The organism is Sandaracinaceae bacterium, from assembly GCA_020633055.1.
GTDB lineage: Bacteria > Myxococcota_A > Polyangia > Polyangiales > Houyiibacteriaceae > JADJJE01.
Window position 1 is genome coordinate 266,413 of sequence record JACKEJ010000005.1, and the last position, 18,578, is coordinate 284,990.

14 protein-coding genes and 1 tRNA gene are annotated in these 18,578 nt (G+C 69.7%); 6 read left to right on the forward strand and 9 right to left on the reverse strand.

The features are described 5' to 3' along the window. Positions 1-2: 2 nt before the first annotated feature. The 5 genes from H6726_05975 to yajC form a co-directional block, all read right to left on the reverse strand. Positions 3-1,469 carry a DUF642 domain-containing protein gene (locus tag H6726_05975; GenBank protein ID MCB9657184.1) on the reverse strand — a complete coding sequence of 489 codons (1,467 nt, stop codon included), beginning with the start codon at positions 1,467-1,469 and terminating at the stop codon, positions 3-5. 129 nt (positions 1,470-1,598) lie between these two features. Next, complete coding sequence (gene recJ, locus H6726_05980; GenBank protein MCB9657185.1) at positions 1,599-3,317, reverse strand: single-stranded-DNA-specific exonuclease RecJ; 1,719 nt, start codon at positions 3,315-3,317, stop codon at positions 1,599-1,601. Positions 3,318-3,405: 88 nt separating this feature from the next. Then, positions 3,406-4,545: a protein translocase subunit SecF gene (gene secF, locus H6726_05985; GenBank protein ID MCB9657186.1), complete on the reverse strand. Its 1,140-nt coding sequence runs from the start codon at positions 4,543-4,545 to the stop codon at positions 3,406-3,408. Between the two features lie 4 nt (positions 4,546-4,549). Further along, positions 4,550-6,445: a protein translocase subunit SecD gene (gene secD, locus H6726_05990; protein ID MCB9657187.1), complete on the reverse strand. Its 1,896-nt coding sequence runs from the start codon at positions 6,443-6,445 to the stop codon at positions 4,550-4,552. Positions 6,446-6,499: 54 nt separating this feature from the next. Next, entirely contained in the window at positions 6,500-6,943 is a 444-nt protein-coding gene (gene yajC, locus H6726_05995; GenBank protein MCB9657188.1) for a preprotein translocase subunit YajC, read from the reverse strand. A 268-nt stretch (positions 6,944-7,211) separates the two neighbouring features. On the opposite strand from yajC, the gene H6726_06000 reads away from it, so the two are divergent. Both H6726_06000 and H6726_06005 read left to right on the forward strand, forming a co-directional pair. Further along, complete coding sequence (locus H6726_06000; protein ID MCB9657189.1) at positions 7,212-8,933, forward strand: DUF4388 domain-containing protein; 1,722 nt, start codon at positions 7,212-7,214, stop codon at positions 8,931-8,933. A 557-nt stretch (positions 8,934-9,490) separates the two neighbouring features. Further along, positions 9,491-10,411: a branched-chain amino acid transaminase gene (locus tag H6726_06005; GenBank protein MCB9657190.1), complete on the forward strand. Its 921-nt coding sequence runs from the start codon at positions 9,491-9,493 to the stop codon at positions 10,409-10,411. Positions 10,412-10,623: 212 nt separating this feature from the next. Here the strand turns inward: H6726_06005 and H6726_06010 are convergent, their stop codons facing one another. The 4 genes from H6726_06010 to H6726_06025 form a co-directional block, all read right to left on the reverse strand. After that, positions 10,624-11,343, reverse strand: a complete 720-nt coding sequence (locus H6726_06010) for a hypothetical protein (protein ID MCB9657191.1) — start codon at positions 11,341-11,343, stop codon at positions 10,624-10,626. Positions 11,344-11,450: 107 nt separating this feature from the next. After that, a tRNA-Ile gene (locus H6726_06015) sits at positions 11,451-11,527 on the reverse strand. A gap of 8 nt (positions 11,528-11,535) precedes the next feature. After that, positions 11,536-13,389 carry an RNA polymerase sigma factor RpoD gene (gene rpoD, locus H6726_06020; protein ID MCB9657192.1) on the reverse strand — a complete coding sequence of 618 codons (1,854 nt, stop codon included), beginning with the start codon at positions 13,387-13,389 and terminating at the stop codon, positions 11,536-11,538. 2 nt (positions 13,390-13,391) lie between these two features. Continuing rightward, entirely contained in the window at positions 13,392-15,251 is a 1,860-nt protein-coding gene (locus tag H6726_06025) for a DNA primase (protein MCB9657193.1), read from the reverse strand. A gap of 103 nt (positions 15,252-15,354) precedes the next feature. Between H6726_06025 and H6726_06030 the strand changes: the two genes are divergently transcribed. Genes H6726_06030 through H6726_06045 form a run of 4 tightly spaced genes read left to right on the forward strand, consistent with a single transcriptional unit; the run spans position 15,355 to position 18,555 of the window. Continuing rightward, positions 15,355-16,230 (forward strand): CPBP family intramembrane metalloprotease, encoded by an 876-nt coding sequence (locus H6726_06030; protein ID MCB9657194.1) that lies wholly within the window; start codon positions 15,355-15,357, stop codon positions 16,228-16,230. Next, positions 16,227-16,883: an HAD family hydrolase gene (locus H6726_06035; protein MCB9657195.1), complete on the forward strand. Its 657-nt coding sequence runs from the start codon at positions 16,227-16,229 to the stop codon at positions 16,881-16,883. The genes H6726_06030 and H6726_06035 overlap by 4 nt, the downstream gene beginning before the upstream one ends. Positions 16,884-16,900: 17 nt before the next feature. Next, positions 16,901-17,767, forward strand: coding sequence for a carboxylating nicotinate-nucleotide diphosphorylase (gene nadC / locus H6726_06040; protein MCB9657196.1), 867 nt, complete (start codon positions 16,901-16,903; stop codon positions 17,765-17,767). Next, a complete protein-coding gene (locus H6726_06045) occupies positions 17,764-18,555 on the forward strand; it encodes a biotin--[acetyl-CoA-carboxylase] ligase (GenBank protein MCB9657197.1) in 792 nt (263 codons plus the stop codon). The genes nadC and H6726_06045 overlap by 4 nt, the downstream gene beginning before the upstream one ends. The last annotated feature ends 23 nt before the right edge of the window (positions 18,556-18,578 follow it).

Sequence of the window (18,578 nt, forward strand, 5' to 3'; positions counted from 1 at the left end):
GGTCAGCGGCCGCGACCCCGCCCACGTCCTCGACCGCGCCCCCGCCCACCCATCGGCGACAACGAGATGTCGTCGAGGTAGCCGCCCAGGCCGTTGGAGCGGCCGACGTGGCGGAACTCGATGCGCGTGACGGCCCCGGTCGCCTGGAATTGGATGGACTGATAGGTCCACTGCGTGTCGCCCTGATTCGTTCCGTCGGCCTCGAGGGTGTGCACCACGCGACCATCGAGCGCCACGACCACGCTGTTGTCGATGCGCGGCGTACCGGGACGGGCACTGAACGCCACGCGCAGCTCGTAGTATTGGCCGGGGACAGTCTGGACGTCCTGATAGATGGCCGAGGAGGCGTGGCTGTCCAGCTCGATCAGCTGGGTCCCCTCGGCCGGACGACCGGCGGCGTTGTTCTGGACCTCGATGCCTGGCCCCCCCGAGAGCTGCCAGCCCGGGAGCCCCCCATACACCTGCCAGCCGCCGTGGCGCAGCTGTGGCTGCTCGAACCCGCCGTTCTGGATGAGGTTCCCCTGCTGGGCGGGCGGCACGACGACGGGCGGCGGCTGCACGACGGGCGGCGGCTGCTGAGCCGCCACGGTCACGACGGCGATGGTCGAGCGCGCGTCCGGGCCCGCGGGGCGATCGACACGCCACCAGCCGAGCGCACCCTGCTGGCAGCCATAGGCCTGTGCGTAGCGCACCCGGACCTCGTACGTGCCTGGCTGGTTGGGGATGGTCAGCTGGAAGCCGACGGTCTCGAAGCCGCGTGTGTACGCGCCACCGTTCCACACACAGGCCTGGGCTTGAGCTTCTCCAGCGAGCCCGACGATGACCTGGTTGATGGCGCCGCCGCAGCCGGGGCAGTTGTGCTGCACCTCCATGGTGCCGCGGATGACGCCCCCGCTGGCGACGGTGATCGCGGGCCCCTGGCCCTCGAGGCGCACGTTCCGCACCGTGAAGCGTCCCTGCTCCTGAAAGACCGTCGCGTACTGCGGCGTGGGGGTGGGCACGGGCTGAGGGGGATACGCTGGCGTGGTGGGCACGGGCTGCGTGGTCCCCTGCGACAGGGTCACGTTCACCGTGACGAAGCCCGTGTTGTAGGGCAGCCCCCGTCCGCTCTGCTGCGCGGTGCGCAGGACGACGTTGGCCATGGTCTGCTCGAGGCAGCCCGTGAAGCGCGCGCCGCCGCGGTTCTGCGCAGCGCTCACCTGGAGCTGACCGCCCACCATGCGGAGCTGGAGGACCACTTGCCCCGGCGCACCGGCCCGCGACGCGAACTGCTCGCAGCCTCGCAGTTCGTATCCACCTTGCTGCGCGGCGAGCAGGGCCTGGTTCTCGAGCACACCCTCCGGTGTCTGGACGGGTGTGACGGAGGGTCCGCTTCGACGCGCCGCTGCGGGGGGAGCCCCACCGAGCGCCAGAGACAACAGGAAGGCCAGCACGGGGGAGAGGAGGCGCAGCGCGCGAGACGTACTCATGGTGTTCCTTGGGATGGGGCCAAGCCGGCAGACGCGGGGAGACCCGGGGACGTTGCCGGAGCGACGACATCGCGAGCAAGGGTATTCAGCACGACGCGCAAGGACGTTCGAGCGCGCGGTGCCGGGCGGTCAGGGGGGAACGAGCGCCTGGACGCTGCACTCGAGCGCCCCGCCGCCACGATAGTGGTCGGCCGAGAGCGTACCGATGACCACCAGCTCGGGGGGCACCTCGTCCGCGCTCGGGCCCGCGTCGCGCTGGAACGCCGTCAGCCGCTCGCCCGCGGCACGCAGCGTGAGCTTGAGGTGTTGACCATCCCCCACGGCGCGACTGTCGATGACACGCGCGGGCAACGCGAACACCGGCGCGGGGTTACCCTCGCCGAGCGGCTCGAGCCCTTCGAGCTCGGCCGCCTTGGGTAGCGGGAAGCCGCTGCCGATCTCCACGTCCACGATGGGCATGGGACGTTCGAGCTCCTGTCGGGGCGTCGCGCTGGAGAAACCGGCGCGCAGCGCGTCGAGGCGACCCTCCGCGACCGACAACCCCGCCGCCATGGCGTGCCCACCGAACTTGAGGAGATCGGAGCGACAGGCGCTGAAGGCGCCGTGCAAGTGGTATCCGTCCGGGGTTCGACCGCTTCCATGCCCCACCCCCGCCTCGTCGATCGCCACGACGACGGCCGGGACGCCGAAGCGGTCCACCAGGCGTGCGGCGGAGATGCCCACCACCCCGCGATGCCAGCCCCGGGCGGCGACCACGATGCCGCTGGTCGGGTTCTCGCCATAGACGGACAGCGCTTGGGCAACGGCCTCCTCCGTGACCGTGCGCTCGACGGCCTTGCGCTCGTCGTTCAGCTGCTCGATGCGCGCCGCGAGCATCCGTGCCCTGGCGGGCTCGCGCGCGCGCAGCAGCTCGAGCGTGAGGACAGGGTCCGCGAGGCGACCTGCGGCGTTGAGGCGCGGTCCGAACTTGAAGCCGATGTCCTGACCGCCGATGGGCGTGCCCGGACGCACGCGCGCATTCTCACGCAGGGCTGCGATCCCGGGGCGCGCCTGCGGGGCGCCCAGCAGCTTGAGCCCGGCGCGGACCAGCCGCCGGTTGTCACCCTCGAGCGGCATGACGTCCGCGACGGTGCCGAGGGCAACCAGGTCGAGCCACGGGCGCACGTCGAGTGACGCGCCGAGCGTCGCTCGCACCCCGGCCCCGAGCGAGAAGGCGAGCCCGGCGCTGCACATCCACTTGAACGCGAAGCCGCAGCCAGGCTGATGGGGGTTCAGGAAGGCCAGCGCGGGGAGCGGCTCCTCGGGGACGAGGTGGTGATCCACGACGATCACGTCCACACCGCGCCGTCGCGCCGCGTCGATGCGCGCGTGATCGCTGCTGCCGCAGTCGCACGTGACGATGACGGCGGGGTCGACCGCCAGGCAGGCTTCGAGCGCAGGCTCGCTGAAGCCGTAGCCACCCACGAAACGGTTGGCGACGAAGGGCACCACCTCGGCCCCGAGTGCCTCGAGCATGTCGCTCAGGATCGCGGTGCTGGTGGTGCCGTCCACGTCGTAGTCTCCGAACACCGCGACACGCTGCCCGTGCTTCGCCGCGTGGGCGAGGCGCTCGCATGCCGCCTCGCGACCGAGCATGGTGCTCGGATCGCTCAGCCCCGCGAGGGTGGGCTGCAGGAAGGCACGGGCATCGGCCGCGTCGCCCAGCGCCCGATGCAGCAGGACCTGCGCGACGGCGGCACCCAACCCGAGCTCGCGCCCCAGCCCCTGCGCGCGGGACACATCGGGGGTGCGCACCCGGTAGCCGCGCCGGGCCACGGTGGTGTCCTTGCGCCCCGTGTCGGACGTCACGCGCGCCACCCTGCGGCCGCCCCACGACCCCCAAACGCAAATCGCCCACCGAGGAGCGGTGGGCGAGCGCGCAGTGTCACAGGCAGGCTCACGCCGCCTTGGCGAAGAAGCGCCGGTCGATCCACTCCGTCATGGGAGACGCGATGTAGATGGACGAGTAGGTGCCCACGAGGATACCCACGAAGAGGGCGAACGAGATGTCCTGGATGACGCTGGTGCCGTAGATGAAGAACGCCACGACGGACACGAGCGTGGTGCCCGATGTCATGATGGTGCGCGACAGCACCTGCGACGTGGAGATGTTGATCAGCTCGCGCAGGCTCTTGTCCTTGTGGCGCCCCAGGTTCTCACGGATGCGGTCGAACACGACGATGGTGTCGTTGATGGAGTAGCCGAGGATGGTGAGCAGGGCGGCGATGGTGGTGAGGTTCATCTCCTTCTGCACCAGCACGTAGATGCCCACCGTGATCATCACGTCGTGCAGCATCGCGAGCACCGCGCCCGGCGCGAAGCGCAGGTCGAAGCGGAAGGCGATGTAGACCATGATGAAGGCGATGGCGTAGAGCAACGACTGGATGGCCGCATCGCGCAGCTGCTCGCCGGCCTTGGGCCCCACCCACTCGATGCGCAGCGCGGACTCCGGCGCGCGGTCCGCGAAGGCCGTCTGGAGGTCCTGGAAGACCGCGTCGCCCACGCCGACGAGCGACGCCTCGAAGCGGTGCTCGGCGGTGCCCCCGAAGCGCGTGACCTCACGCACCTGGACGCCGTTGTCGCCCTCACCTTCGATGGCGCCGCGGATGACCTGCGTGTCGGCCGGGCCCGAGAGGCGCAGGCTGATCTTGTCGCCGCCGGGGCTGACCTTGTACTGCAGCACCTCGACGTCGCCGAGCGCGCTGCGCAGGCGCGAGCCGATGGTCTCCTGCAGCTCGGGCGTGATGGCGGACGTCTCGCGCACGCGCAGGATGTACCTGTTCGCCTGCCCCTCGACCGTGACCACGTCCGCGCCCGGGTGGCCGGAGTTGGTGAGCGCCTCGCGCACCTCCGTGGTGCTGACGTCGCCGGTGAAGGCCACCTCGAGCTCGGTGCCGCCCGCGAAGTCCAGGCCCAGGTTGGCGCCTGGCCAGAAGAGCGAACCCACGCTGAGCAGGGCGATGCTGACGGACACGCCGATCACCGGGAGGCGATAGCGCATGAAGTCGATGTACGTGTCGGGCTTGATTAGTTCCATGGTGTCACCCGACCCGCAGCCGCTCGACCTTGAGGCCACGCACGATCCAATCGAGCATGACCCTGGAGCAGAAGATACCGGTGAAGAGGGAGGTCGCGATGCCGATCATGAGCATGACGGCGAAGCCCTTGATGGGCCCGGTACCGAACTGGAAGAGCACGATGCCGGCGATGAACGTGGTGATCTGGCTGTCGAACACGGAGGAGAACGCCCGCGCGAAGCCTTGATCCACGGCAGAGCGCGGAGACTTGCCGAGACGCAGCTCCTCGCGGATGCGTTCGGTGATGAGCACGTTGGCGTCCACGGCCATACCCACCGTCAGTGCGATGGCGGCGATGCCCGGCAGCGTGAGCGTCGCACCGAGCGCAGCCATGAGGGCCAACAGCAGCAGCACGTTCAGGACCACCATGACGTCGGCGACGAGCCCAGCCACCTGGTAGTAGAGCGCCATCAAGATGAGCACGAGGCCGATGCCGATGAGCGCGCCCATGGCGCCCTTCTCGACCGAGTCGTGACCGAGCGTGGGACCGATGAGCTGCTCGTTGGACGGCCGCAAGGGGGCAGGTAGCGCACCAGCCTTGAGCACGACCACGAGGTCGTTGGCCTCGGCGATGGCTTCCTGGCCGCCCATCCCGCCACCCAACGTGATCTGGGCGTTGCCGCCGCCGATGCGCTGGTTGATGACCGGCGCGCTGAAGACCTTGTCGTCCAACACGATGGCCATGCGGCGCTTCACGTTGCGACCCGTCAGCTCCTCGAAGCGGTCGGCGCCGCGCGTGTTGAAGCGCAGGCTGACGTAGGGCGCGTTGCCCTGAGTCGGGTCGAACGCCACGCCCGCGTCGGAGACGTCCTCGCCCGTGACGTTGGCGCTACTGAACACGTAGTAGCTGCGCCAGCCACGGTTCTGGATGCGGTCCTGTGGCCCACCCACCTCGCTGAGCAGCAGCTCGTGCCCGGTCGGGATGTCCAGCGTGCGAACGTAGTCGTGGAGGCGTTGGTAGGCCGGGGTCGACGACTCCTCCCCATCACGCATGGGCGCGTAGAGATACGACACGCTGACGTTCGGACGCTCCTCACCTGCCGACGAGGTCTCCATCATCATGGAGATGCCCCCGCCCTCGGGCAGGTTGGCCCCCAGGCCGGCGACGAAGCCCGCCTCGTCGTCGTCGTCGAGGACCTTGAACTCGAGGCGCGCCGTCCGCGAGATGATGCTGCGGATGCGCTCGAACTGCTCTTCGGTGGCGCCGGGCACCTCGACGATGATGTCCATGTCGCGCGCCATGACCGTGGTCTCGGCGATGCCGAGCGTGTTGATGCGCTCCTCGACCGTGTGCTGGGCCTGCTGCACCGCCGTGGTGCGGAGCGCGTCGAGGTTGTCCTCACGCATCTCCAGCATGACGACGTTCCCCGAGGTGGAGACGATGCGCAGCTCGCCGAAGCCCTCGTCGCGCAACCAGTCGCGGTCGAACGCTTCGGGAACGCTGCCCGTGAACGTGACCGTGGCGCGCAGACCATCGCCCAAGGTAGCGACCTGCACGCGCTCCGCGACGGCGTCCAGCTGCGCACGCGTCGCGGTGTCGGCATCGTTTTCGCCGTAGATCTCGAGCAGCACGCCGAGCTTGCGCACCAGCTGCTCGCTCAGCGTGTCACGGCGGTCGCGGATGTACTCCTCGACCTCGACCTCGTACTGCAGTCGAAGACCACCGCGGATGTCGAGGCCCGGGCTGATGCGCCCCGTGAACCACTCCGACACGATGGCAGGCGTGATGGGCTCCGGCTCTGGCTCGCCTTCCACCCGCTGGCTCAGGCGCCATGCATCGACGGTCGGCAGGAGCTGGAGCACCGCCAAGAGCGCGATCCCGACCACGGTCGCGAAACGTAGGTACAAACCTCTATCCATGAGTCCCTTGTGAGCGGATGGGCCCGCCTGGCGAGAACGTGGGCGTGCGCACGCTCAGTCCTTCTTCTTGTCGGCCTTGTCGGACGAGCCGGCCGTCGTGGCGTCGGCGCTGGGTGCTTCCTTGCCCAGGATCTGGGAGCGGAAGACGTTGATGCGGGTCTTCGGGGCGATCTCGAGGATCACGTCCCGGTTGTCGTTCGCGAAGCTGACGATCTCACCACGGATGCCGCCGTTGGTGCGCACGATGTCGCCCTTCATCAGCGCCTTCAGCGCGACCTCGCGCTCCTTCGCCTTCTTCTGCTCCGGACGCAGCACGAAGAAGTACATGAAGGCCAGCGTCGCCAGGAGCATGGGCAACATGCTCCCGCTGCCCGCGCAGCCGTCCAACGGGCTGCTCGGCGCGGCCGCAGCGCCGCCCCCTGCGGCGGGCGCGGCGCCGCCCGTGGACTCCGGCTGGAGGCGGAGCATGAGTTCGTAGAGGGTGGCGATGAGGGCCATGAGTCGGCGGATCCAGTCGAGCGGCGAGAGTCGGAGCGCAGCGGAGCCAGCAGGTGGCACCTTGCACCCGAGTCGCACCAAGAAACCAAGGGCGGAGCGAGGCCTCGCGAGGCCAGCGCCGGGTGCAGCCCGGTAGGGCGCGCGATTACTACTCCATGGGGTCGCGGCGGTCAACACGCGCGAAAGCCCCCTCTCGGGACTGCTCCGCCGAGCGACAGAGGCGTTTCTGCTCCGCTTCTGGCCGGATGGGGGTACCTTGCGACCTGCGATGGTCTCGAGTTCCGTCCTGGTGGTGATTCCCGACGACGACGCCCGGAGCCGTGTGGTCTCCGCGGTGGAGCGGGCGGGCTACGCCTGCGTCGGGGCGGCCACTGGGGAGGCGGCGCTGGACGCGTTCGTGCAGCAGCCGACGGACATCGTGTTCACGTCCTTGCGTCTGCCGGGCCGCGACGGGGCGGCGACGGTCGAGTCTCTGCGCTGGGCCCCCGGGGGCGACACCGCGCACATGGTGTTGCTGGGTGCCGTGGCCGACGCAAGCGCCCTGCAGCGAGAAGCCGCGCGCCTGGGGGCGCTCACCTGTCTGGTCGGGGAGGTGAACCCGGCGGACATGCTCCGCGTGGTCGAAGGCGTGGTGCGCCGAGAGCTGCGCCCCGACTCCATCCCACCGCCCCCGATGGACATCGGCACAGGAGACGAGACGCGCCGCTACACGCTCACCGAGAGCTCGGAGGGGGCCGCCGTGGAGCGCCACCTCGGCAGCGGACTGAGCGCGCCGGACGCGCTCCAAGGGCGGCTCTCGGACGTGCCCTTCGCGTCCGTGCTGGTGCAGATCTTCGAGAGCCGAGCGACCGGAGCCCTGGCGCTCAACAGCGCGGGCGACCCGCGCTCGACGACGACGGGGGAATCTCCCAAGAAGGTCATCTTCTTCCGCCGGGGGGTGCCGCAGTCCGTACGCTCCAACCTGGTGGACGAGTGCCTGGGGCAGGTGCTCCGACGGCGCGGCATCATCGACCAATCCGTCGTGGACGACTCGCTGCTGCGGGTGCGCGCGGGGCAGGGGCGGCAGGGGGCCATCCTGCTCGCGATGGGCGCCATCACCCCGCACCAGCTGCGCGACGCCCTCGAGTACCAACAGGAGATGAAGGTGCTCGACGTGTTCGGGTGGTCCGCCGGGAGCTTCGAGTTCGCGGACATGGACCCCCCACAGGAGACGGTCACGCTCGAGATGTCGCTCTTCGAGCTGGTGCTCCGCGGGGTTCGCGAGCGCATCCCGCCGCCGCGCGTCGTCGAGCTCATCGGGCCGGCGTTGGACCGCTTCGCCATCCCCGTGCCCGACCGCCTCGCCCCCTTCCGACGCATGGAGCTGGCCCCCGAGTGCCACACCTTCCTCAGTGGGCTGGACGGGCGGCAGACGCTCCGGAGCCTGATCGGGGGCCCCCCCACCTCACGCATGACCATCACCGAGCTGGCGTACGCGCTGGTATGCGTAGAGGCAGTGGAGCTGCATGACGCCCCCCTCGAGCACAGCGTCTCCCAGCTGCCCAGCACGCCGAGCGCACGCCCCACCGCCCCTCCCGGCGAGCTGTCCGCAGTGTCGAAGCAGCTGCTCGACCAAGCCGTGGACGCCTTCCGCGTCGGCGAGCAAGCGCTCTCCCGCGGCGCCTTCGGCGAGGCCATGCAGGCCTTCGCCCAGGCCACCACCCTCGACCCGGACGAGGGCCTCTACTGGGTCTACCTGGGCTACTGCCGCCACGCCGCGCACAGCCACATCCCCGACGAAGCCGACCGCGCCCTGGCCGAGGTCGTCGCCGGCTGCCGCCTCGTCCCACGGATCGCCGTCGCGCACCTCCTCCGCGCACGCGTGCTCCGCGATCGCCAAAAGTGGGCGGCCGCCCGCAACGCCTACGAGCGCGTCCTGCACCTCGACCCCGACGACCCCGAAGCCCTCGACGGCCTCCGAGCCCTAGGCGCCCTCTCCGAGCCGTCCTGACCCCACGCCGGAGGCCGACCTCGGGTGCGATGTTGGCTGGAACTGGGGGGCACCAGGCTGAAGCCAGGTGCCCCGAGGCTGCAGCGTGGTCTGCAAGTCCGCCCCACTGCGGGGGCGGACTACGTGGTCGCGCGCGATGGAGGACAGGACACGTCGGGACCGCGCGCCCCGACGGACACTTCGCGCCCCCAGTCGGACCTCCCGCGCCCCAGCCGAGCCCAGTCGGACCTCCCGCGCCCCGAGTCGCGTCCAGTCGGACCCTTCGCGCCCCCAGCGGATCCCACGAGTCCATCCCCACCCAGTCCAGCCCCCTGAGCCCAGGCGTTCCCGAGGGAGAGGGGAGCTCCGGGCACGGGTGTCGGGGGGGCCCCATTTCACGCGCCTCCGGCGCGTAGAAATGGGGGAGGCACCGCAGGGAGCGCCTGCGCGACCGAGCCCGTGCCCGGAGCTCCCCTCTCCCGCGCGCGATCGACTCCCCAGCCCACACCACCGACCGAGCCCAGACGGACTCGTCGGATCCGCCCTCCCACAGGGGCGCCTTGTGCTACAAGGGCGCGATGGTCGACAAGGTCGAGAAGATCTGGATGGACGGCGCGCTCATCCCCTGGGACGCCGCTCAAATTCACGTGCTCACCCACACCCTGCACTATGGGCTCGGCGTGTTCGAGGGCATCCGCTGCTACAAGCTGGACGATGGCCGCTCGGCCATCTTCCGCCTGGACGAGCACATCCGGCGCCTGTTCGACTCGGCCCGCATCTGCACGCTCCCCATGCCCTACGACCACGCGACCTTGGTCGAGGCGTGCAAGGCCACCGTGCGCGAGAACGGCCTCGACGAATGCTACCTGCGCCCGCTCGCGTTCATCGGGGACGGCGCCATGGGCCTGGGCGCCCGCGACAACCCCACCCGCGTGTGCGTCGTGGCCTGGCGCTGGGGCGCCTACCTGGGCGACGACGGAATCCAGAACGGCATCCGCGCGAAGATCAGCTCGTTCAGCCGCGCGGGCGTCAACTCGCTCATGGCCAAGGGCAAGGTCTGCGGCCACTACGTCAACTCCATCCTGGCCAAGCGCGAAGCGCTCGCCGCCGGCTACAACGAGGCGATCATGTTGGACCCGCAGGGCTACGTGTCCGAGGCCAGCGGCGAGAACATCTTCGTCATCCGCGACGGCGTGGTGTACACGCCCGCGCTCGGCGCCTCGATCTTGGGCGGCATCACGCGCGACTCGGTCATGCGCATCATGCGCGACATGGGCGTGCGCATCGTGGAGCGGCCGATGGGGCGCGACGAGCTCTACATCGCCGACGAGGTGTTCATGGTCGGCACGGCCGCCGAGGTCACCCCGGTCCGTGAGATCGACGACCGTCCGGTGGGCAAGGGCACACGCGGCCCCATCACCGCCGAGGTGCAGGACCGCTACTTCAAAGCCGTCCGCGGGGTCAACACCCCCGAGCCCAGCTGGCTCGACATCGTCTGACCCCCGTCGCGGCGGAGGCCTACGCGCCCGTCGCGGCCCCACGACGACGACCGCGACGCAGCACATCACCGGCGGACACGCGCCTGCGCCCACCGCCACTGGGCGCGCACTCCCTGCTCGCATGCGAGAGGACGTCCGTGTCAGGGCCCCTAGGAGCCCGCTTCGCGCGGCTGCCCCGACAGGCAGCGCTCACACGATGAGAAGCGCGCGGCTCAGCTCTCCGAGGCGACCAACGCGCGGTAGACCACGATGCGGCGGCACTGCGGGCAGTCGGTGAGCTCTTCGCCGCGCTGCATGTTGATGAACAGCTGGGCCGGGAGCGCCATGCGACAGCCCGGGCAGGTGCCATCGTCCACCACGACCACCGCGTCCATGTACTTGGTGCGCAGGCGCTCGTAGCGCTTCACGGTGGCGGCCCCGATGATCTTCAGCAGGTCGTCTCGCCCGCCCGTGACGGCCTCGCGCTGGGCGCGGAGCTCGTCCAAGCGCGTCCCGCTCTCCGTCTCCTCGGTGCGGAGCATCTCGCGCGCCTCGGCGAACTGGGCCTCACGCTGCTCCATCGCCGCGCGCTTGGCGGCCAGGGCTTCGTCCGTGGCGGCCAGCTCGCCCTCCTTGTCGCGGATGCTGCGGCGGAAAGAGTCCACCTCGCGCTGACCCGCGTCGCCCTCTTTCGCGTTCTGCGCCTGGGCCAGCTTGGTCCGGGCGCGGGCCAGTCCCTCGACCCGCTCGTGCAACGCGTCGGCCAGGCGGGTGCGGAGCCCCTCGGCTTCGTCCAGCTGGGCACGCTCGCGAGCGAGGAGCGTCTCGAGCACGGCCACATCGGCGGCCATCGACTCCAGCCGCGCGGGCGTGTCCTTCAGCTCTTGGTCGAACTTGACGGCCGCGGCATCCATGGCCGCCAGCTTCGAGAGTGCCACCAGCTGTTCACGCACGCGTTCTGTCTCCTGTCAAAGCGATGCAAGGCCCTTAGCGTGACTCGCGCGCGGAAGCAAGATCGATTCCGTGGAAGCGCGCACACAGCGGGCGGAGGTCGCGAAAATGGTGGGCCCACCTGGACTTGAACCAGGAACTACCCGTTTATGAGACGGGGACTCTAACCAATTGAGCTATAGGCCCGGAGCGCTTCAGTTCTCCATGAAGCTGCGCAGCTGCTTGCTGCGGCTCGGGTGCCGCAGCTTGCGGAGCGCCTTGGCCTCGATCTGGCGGATGCGCTCGCGCGTCACCTCGAAGTCCTGGCCCACCTCCTCGAGGGTGTGGTCGCTCTTCTCGCCGATGCCGAAGCGCATGCGCAGCACCTTCTCCTCGCGCGGCGTGAGCGTCTTCAGCACGCGCCGCGTCTGGTCCTCGAGGTTGCCGTTGATGACCGCGTCCACGGGCGACACCACCGACTTGTCCTCGATGAAGTCCCCAAGGTGCGAGTCTTCCTCCTCACCGATGGGCGTCTCGAGGCTGATGGGCTCCTTGGCGATCTTGAGCACCTTGCGGACCTTCTCGAGCGGCATCTCCATGCGCGCCGCGATCTCCTCGGGCGTGGGCTCGCGGCCAAGCTCCTGCACCAAGTAGCGCGAGGTGCGGATGAGCTTGTTGATGGTCTCGATCATGTGCACCGGGATGCGGATGGTGCGCGCCTGGTCCGCGATGGCGCGGGTGATGGCCTGGCGAATCCACCACGTGGCGTAGGTCGAGAACTTGTAGCCGCGGCGGTACTCGAACTTGTCCACGGCCTTCATGAGGCCGATGTTCCCCTCCTGGATGAGGTCCAGGAACTGCAGGCCACGGTTCGTGTACTTCTTCGCGATGGACACGACGAGCCGCAGGTTGGCCTCCACCAGCTCGGCCTTGGCGCGGTCCGCGGCGCGCTCGCCCTCGGCCAGCTCGCGGTAGGTCTTGCGCAGCGCCTCGATGGGCAGCCCCGCCTCTTCCTCCACGGCGTGCAGCGCCTTGAGCGCCTCGCGGCAGGCCTCGTCGGCCATGTGGATCTTCTCGACGGACCCGTACTTGCGGGAGAGGCGCCGCTCGACCGCCTTGCTGGCCTCCATCTCGCGCATGACACGCTTCATGTCGGCGTGCTTCAGGCCGCCGACGCGACGCTCGCACTCCTGCACGTTGCGCTCGGCGCGCTCCACGCGGCGGATGAGCGTCTTGATGCTGAGCACCATGCGGTCGATCTGCTTCTTGTTGAACTGGATCTCGGCCAGCGCGTGGATCTGCTCGCGGCGGTTCTTGAGCAGCTGCTGCTCGTGCGCCTTGCGCGTCTTCTCGGGCAGCTTCTTGTCGGCCAGCTCCTCGCGTAGCTTGGCAGAGCTCGCCTCCAGGCGGCGCACCTTGTCGACGATGCGGACCACGGCGTCGCGCACCTCGTCGTCGCCCGCCGTGGTGTTCGGGTCGCCGAACTTGGAGACGTCCTTGACCACGTCCTTGATGCGCAGGCGCTGCTTTTTGAGCGCGTCGCCCATCTCCACGATCTCGGCGATACCGGCGCGCGAGTTGAGGAGAACGTCGAACACACGCATGTCGCCCGACTCGATGCGCTTCGCGATCTCGACCTCACCCTCGCGGGTGAGCAGCGAGACCGAGCCCATCTTGCGCAGGTACATGCGCACGGGGTCGTTGGACTTGGCTGCGTACGCGTCCTCGGTGGCCGCGGGCGGCAACGTGGGGGGCTTCGACTTCGGGGCCTCGGGGCGACGCTTGACCTGGCTGGCCTGGTCCACCACCTCGATGTCCTCGTTGCCGAGCCACACCATCAGGTCGTCGATCTGCTCCGAGGTCACCATCTCGGGGGGCAGCGCGTCGTTGACCTCGTCGTACGTGAGGAAGCCCTTCACACGGCCTCGCTCGAGCAGCGCTTGCACCTCGCGGCGCTCCCGACCCTTCCCCTTGGACTGCCGACCAGCCTTGGCAGATTTCCCGTTGGGGGCGCTCACGGCCTCCGGGGCGTCCATGTCTTCTTCGGGAGTCGGGTTGTGCGTCGCCATTATCACCCCTTGATGCTCTGCTGCTGCTTCAACTTGTGCGCCCCGCGTGAGAGGGCGACGAGTTCTTCCGTGAGTTCCGCGGCGAGTGCTTCATCGCCCGTCCGCCGCGCTTCTAGGATTCGTCTCTGGACTTTCGGGAGCTCTGCCTCAATGTTCCGCAGGGCCAGCCGTCGTACGCCATCCCCCAGCATGCGACGAGCCGCCGATTCGTTCATCGTCTGGCGAGCCAGATGATCTTCGAGCCAAGTAAGTGCGGGATTTCCGAACAATTCTGCAAGTAAGGCCGGACCATCGAGGCTTGCCTGTGCCTCGAACATGGCCGACGAGGCATGAAAGATGGCGCGAAGATCGGGTGACGTCAAAAGCTCGCCGAAATTAGTGGCGTCTTCGCTGACAAAAAGTTGGGGATGGTCCAGCAAGGCCACCATCAGGTCGGCCTCGATCTGGGGCAGCTCGGGAGCCCGCGGCCGTGGCGGGGGGGCCCCTCCCGTGGTGTCCTCGGACCTCGGCCGGCGCTCTTGACGGCTTGCGCGCACGCCCTGGTGCAGCTGGCGACGCACCACCTCGAGGTCCGCGACACCGAAGCGCCGCGCCACCTGCTCCACCCACATTTGCGCCTCCACTGGATTGGAGAGCTTGGTGAGGACGGGCCCGAGTCCCCCGATGGCCGCCGCGCTGCGGGACGGATCGCCGCCCCCTTCGGCGGCCGCGTCGTCGATGAGGTACTGGATGAGCGCTGGAGCAGCCTTGATACGCTCATCGAGCTGCTCCGCGCCCTTGGGCTTGCGCAGGAACGTGTCTGGATCCTCGCCCTTGGGCAGCGTCACCACCTGGGCCGCGACCCCTTGGTCGAGCAACAGCTCGCCCACCGCGCGCGTCGCCTTCTTGCCAGCGGCGTCTCCGTCGAACAGCAGCACCGCGCGCTCGGCATAGCGTCGGATGAGCTTGGCGTGCGTGTCCGTGAACGCTGTGCCCATGGGCGCCACCGCGTTCTCGAAGCCCGCTTGGTGCAGCGCCACGAGGTCGAAGTTGCCCTCGCAGATGATGATCCAGCCCTTGCGGCGGGTCTCCACGCGCCCCTCGAACAGGCCGTAGAGCACCTCTCCCTTGGTGTAGAGCGGACCCTCGGGGCTGTTGATGTACTTCGCGCCCGGCCGGTCGTCGGGCTCCGCCCCAGGCGGTGGCGGCAGCTCGCGCCCGCTGAACGCGATCACCCGCCCATGGACGTTCGTGATGGGGAACATCAGGCGGTGGCGGAAACGGTCGTAGTAGCCATCGCCACTGCGCCGGCGCCCGACCAGGCCCAGCGCCTCCACCGCGCGCATGTCGTGTCCGCGCTTGTGCAGATGGTCCGCGAGGCCGCTCCAGCCGTGTGGCGCGTACCCCAGGCGGAAGTGGGTCGCCGTGGCCGTCGTGACCCCGCGCGCCTCGATCGCCTCCCGCGCCATGGAACCGAGCGGGTGCGCGCCCACCTGATCCATGAAGAACCCCGTGGCGTCGTCCATGATGGCGCTCAGCCGTTCCCCCTCGGCCCGACGCTGCTGATAGGCGCGTTCTTCGGCTTGGTCGAGCACGGGTAGCTCCACCCCCGTCCGCTCGGCCAGCTCACGCGCCACCTCGGGGAAGGGGCGCCCCTCCAGCTGCATCACGAAGCGGAAGACATCACCCGCCGCCCCACAGCCGAAGCACTTGTACATGCGACGCGCGGGGTTGACGTTGAACGAGGGCGAGCGCTCGTTGTGGAACGGGCACAGCCCGGTGAAGTTGCTGCCCGACTTCTTCAGGCGGACGTAGCCGCCGATGATGGTGACCAGGTCGGCGCGCTCGCGGATCTCGGCGATGGTCTCTTCCGGAATCCTCACGTCTCGTCCTCGGGCCGCCGCATCGGACCCGGCAAGATACGGAGCGGAACCCTCCCTGGCAATGGAGTTGGCCCAGACCAAGCAGTTGGTCCACCCTGCCGCGATGACCCCCCCTTCCGAGGCCGCCCCGTCGTCTGCGCTGCGCGAGGTGCTGGGCGTCTACGCGTTGGTGTGGGTGGCCACGTTCGCGCTGTCGCAGACCGCGCCTGTCCCGGTCTTGGGCGATCACCGCGGCGAGCTGGTGGGCCTGCTGTTCTTGGCGGTCGCGATGACCTTGGGCACACGCTTTGGGCTCGAACGCGCCGGGCTCACCTTGGGTGGGTTGATGCTGCCGGCGACCGCGCCCACCCCCTTCGAAGAAGCCACACGGCCACTCTCTCGACACGACGTCCCCGACCACGCGCAGCCTGACGGCGAGCCGCCCCACGAGGCCGACTCACCACGCCCGCCCCGCCATGACGTGCTGGGCTTGCTCGACCTGGCCCACGGAGTGCGTACCGCCCTGCCCTCCGCGCTGCGCGAGACGGGCGCGGCGTTGCTGGTCGCGCTGGTGGTGTTCCCCCCGTTCGTCGTGGGCTTCTATTTCTACACGGAGCCCCTCCGCCCGTTCGCGTGGGAGGGCGTGGTGGGCACGCCCGCGCAGCTGCTCACCTGGGCCGAGCTGCTCCTCGGTCAGCTGCTCGTGGTCGCCCTCCCCGAGGAGGCCTTCTTCCGAGGCTACGTGCAGTCGCGCCTCGCAGGCGCGGCCCATGCCACGGACCCCAGGTTGCGCGCTCCAGCGGTCATCGTGGGGCAGGCCGTGCTGTTCGCGCTGGTGCACCTGGCCTCGGTGTTCCACGTCGTGCGGCTCGCGGTGTTCTTTCCAGGACTACTCTTTGGCCTCATCCGCGCCTGGCGCGGCGGCATCGGCGCGGCGCTGGTGTTCCACGCGCTGTGCAACCTGCTGAGCGAGGTGCTAACCCGAGGCTGGCTGTCATGACGCTGCGCACCGCCGCCCTCTTCGACATGGACAAGACGCTGGTGCCCGTCAACACCGGCTCCCTGTACGTGAAGTGGCGGTTCAAGCGGCGCGAGGCGCGCAAGCGGGATCTCCTACGCTGGGCGGGCTGGATGGCGCAGTACGCGGCCGGCGTGCTGGACCCCGTCAGCATCAGCGAGAAGGGGCTGCGAGCCCTGGCCGGCACGGACGAGGCGCAGTTCCGTCGCGAGTGCCTCACCTGGTACTACGAGGAGGTGGCCCCGCTCGTCACGCAGGCCGCCCGCCGCGAGGTCGAGCTGCGCCGCGACGAAGGGCACGTGCTGGCCGTGCTCAGCGCCTCGACCGAGTACGTGACAGGACCGCTGGCACGGTCGCTGGGCATCGAGCACGTGCTGTGCACCGAGCTCGAGGTGGGCGCGGACGGCTGCTTCACCGGCGAGGCCCAGCTCTGCTACGGCGGCGCGAAGCTCGCGCGCGCACGGCAGTGGGCCGAGGCGCACGGGGTGGACCTCGGGCGCAGCAGCTTCTACACGGACAGCGTGAGCGACCTCCCCGTCCTCGAGGCCGTGGGGGAGCCACGCGTCATCAACCCGGATCCGCGCTTGCGCTGGGCCGCCTCACAACGAGGCTGGCCGGTCGCCACCTGGCGCTGAACCACGCGAGAGAGACCATGAGCGACGCACCGCGACCCCACCTGCCCCCTCGTCACGTCCTCGAGCGCATCGTGCAGCTGGCGCTGGAGGAAGACCTCGGGCGCGGCGACCTGACCACCGAGGCCACGGTGCCTCCGGAGACGATGGGCGCAGCGGCGTTCAACGCGCGTGAGCCGCTGGTGTTCAGCGGGCTCGCGGTCATCGCCGAGGTCTTCCGGCAGGTGGATCCCAGTCTGGTCGTCACGGCCCAGCGCACGGATGGTGAGCCTCTGGCGAAGGGCGACACGGCGTGCGTGGTGCGTGGATCGGCGGCGAGCATCCTGCGCGGTGAGCGCGTCGCGCTGAACTTCGTGCAGCGTATGTCGGGTGTTGCGACGCAGGCGCGGCGCTACGTCGACGCACTGCCGGAAGGCAGCCGCACGCGCATCGCCGATACACGCAAGACCACGCCCGGGCTGCGTGCGCTCGAGCGCTACGCGGTCCGCTGCGGTGGGGCCCACAACCACCGCGAGGACCTGAGCAGCGCGGTGCTCATCAAGGACAACCACATCGCCGCCGCGGGAGGCGTGGCCGCGGCCATCGAGCGCGCCCGCGCGTACGCACCACACACCACGCGCATCGAGTGCGAGGTGGACACCATGGTGCAGCTGCAGGTCGCCCTCGACGCTGGCGCGGACGTGATCATGCTCGACAACTTCGGGGACGACGCGGTGCGCGATGCCATCACGCTGGTCGCAGGTCGCTGCCTGCTCGAGGCCTCCGGGGGCATCACGCTGGCGCGGGTCCACGCGCTGGGCACGCTGGGCGTGGACGTCATCAGCGTGGGCGCGCTCACGCACTCCGCGCCCGCCGTGGATCTCGGGCTCGACTGGAGCGACGCGTGACCACGTTCGACGCGGAGCGCTGCCGCGAGGCGCTCGACACGGAGCGCTATGGGCGCTCCCTGACGGCGCTCTCGGCGACCGAATCGACGATGGACGACGCCCGGGCAGCCGCCGAGCAAGGCGCACCCGATGGGCACGTCGTGGTGGCGGACCACCAGCGCAACGGGCGCGGGAGCCATGGCCGCGCGTGGAGTTCACCCGCCGGGACCGATCTCTACTTCTCGCTCGTGTTGCGCCCCACGCTCACCCTGTCCGACCTACCGCCGCTGACGCTGGCCGTGGGGTTGGCCGTCGCACAGACGCTCGAGGCACTGTTGAACGGCTCGTCCGGTCAGCACCGTGTTCACATCAAGTGGCCCAACGACGTCTTCGTGGACGAGAAGAAGTGCGCGGGCATCCTGGTTGAGACCCGCAGCATCGGGACCGCCCCTGCGGCGGTGATCGTTGGCGTCGGGGTCAACGTGAACCGTCTGGGCTTCGAACCCGAGCTGGCCTCGGCGTCCACGTCCCTTGCCCTCGCGCTGGGCGCGGCCTACCCCCGCGAGCCGCTCTTGGCACAGCTGCTGGGCGCGCTCGAGCGCCAAGTGACCCGGTTCTCGGTGTCCGGGCCAGCGGCGATCGCCGCCGACGTCGACGCGCGCCTCCTGCACCGCGGTGAGACGGTCCGCGTGGACGACGTGCGGGGGACTCTCACCGGCGTCTCGCCCGAAGGAGCCCTGTGCGTTACGGACGAGCGTGGCGTGCCGCGCAAGCTGCTGTCCGGACGTGTGGTGCGGACGTCCGGGTGAGCCCGTTCTCCGGGTGTGACGCA

Coding starts and splice junctions, on each gene's coding strand:
- H6726_05975 (MCB9657184.1), bottom strand. CDS start 1,469: ATGAGTACGTCTCGCGCGCTGCGCCTCCTCTCCCCCGTGCTGGCCTTC.
- nadC (MCB9657196.1), top strand. CDS start 16,901: ATGAGCGACGCACCGCGACCCCACCTGCCCCCTCGTCACGTCCTCGAG.
- rpoD (MCB9657192.1), bottom strand. CDS start 13,389: ATGGCGACGCACAACCCGACTCCCGAAGAAGACATGGACGCCCCGGAG.
- secD (MCB9657187.1), bottom strand. CDS start 6,445: ATGGATAGAGGTTTGTACCTACGTTTCGCGACCGTGGTCGGGATCGCG.
- secF (MCB9657186.1), bottom strand. CDS start 4,545: ATGGAACTAATCAAGCCCGACACGTACATCGACTTCATGCGCTATCGC.
- H6726_06005 (MCB9657190.1), top strand. CDS start 9,491: ATGGTCGACAAGGTCGAGAAGATCTGGATGGACGGCGCGCTCATCCCC.
- H6726_06035 (MCB9657195.1), top strand. CDS start 16,227: ATGACGCTGCGCACCGCCGCCCTCTTCGACATGGACAAGACGCTGGTG.
- H6726_06000 (MCB9657189.1), top strand. CDS start 7,212: ATGGTCTCGAGTTCCGTCCTGGTGGTGATTCCCGACGACGACGCCCGG.
- H6726_06030 (MCB9657194.1), top strand. CDS start 15,355: ATGACCCCCCCTTCCGAGGCCGCCCCGTCGTCTGCGCTGCGCGAGGTG.
- yajC (MCB9657188.1), bottom strand. CDS start 6,943: ATGGCCCTCATCGCCACCCTCTACGAACTCATGCTCCGCCTCCAGCCG.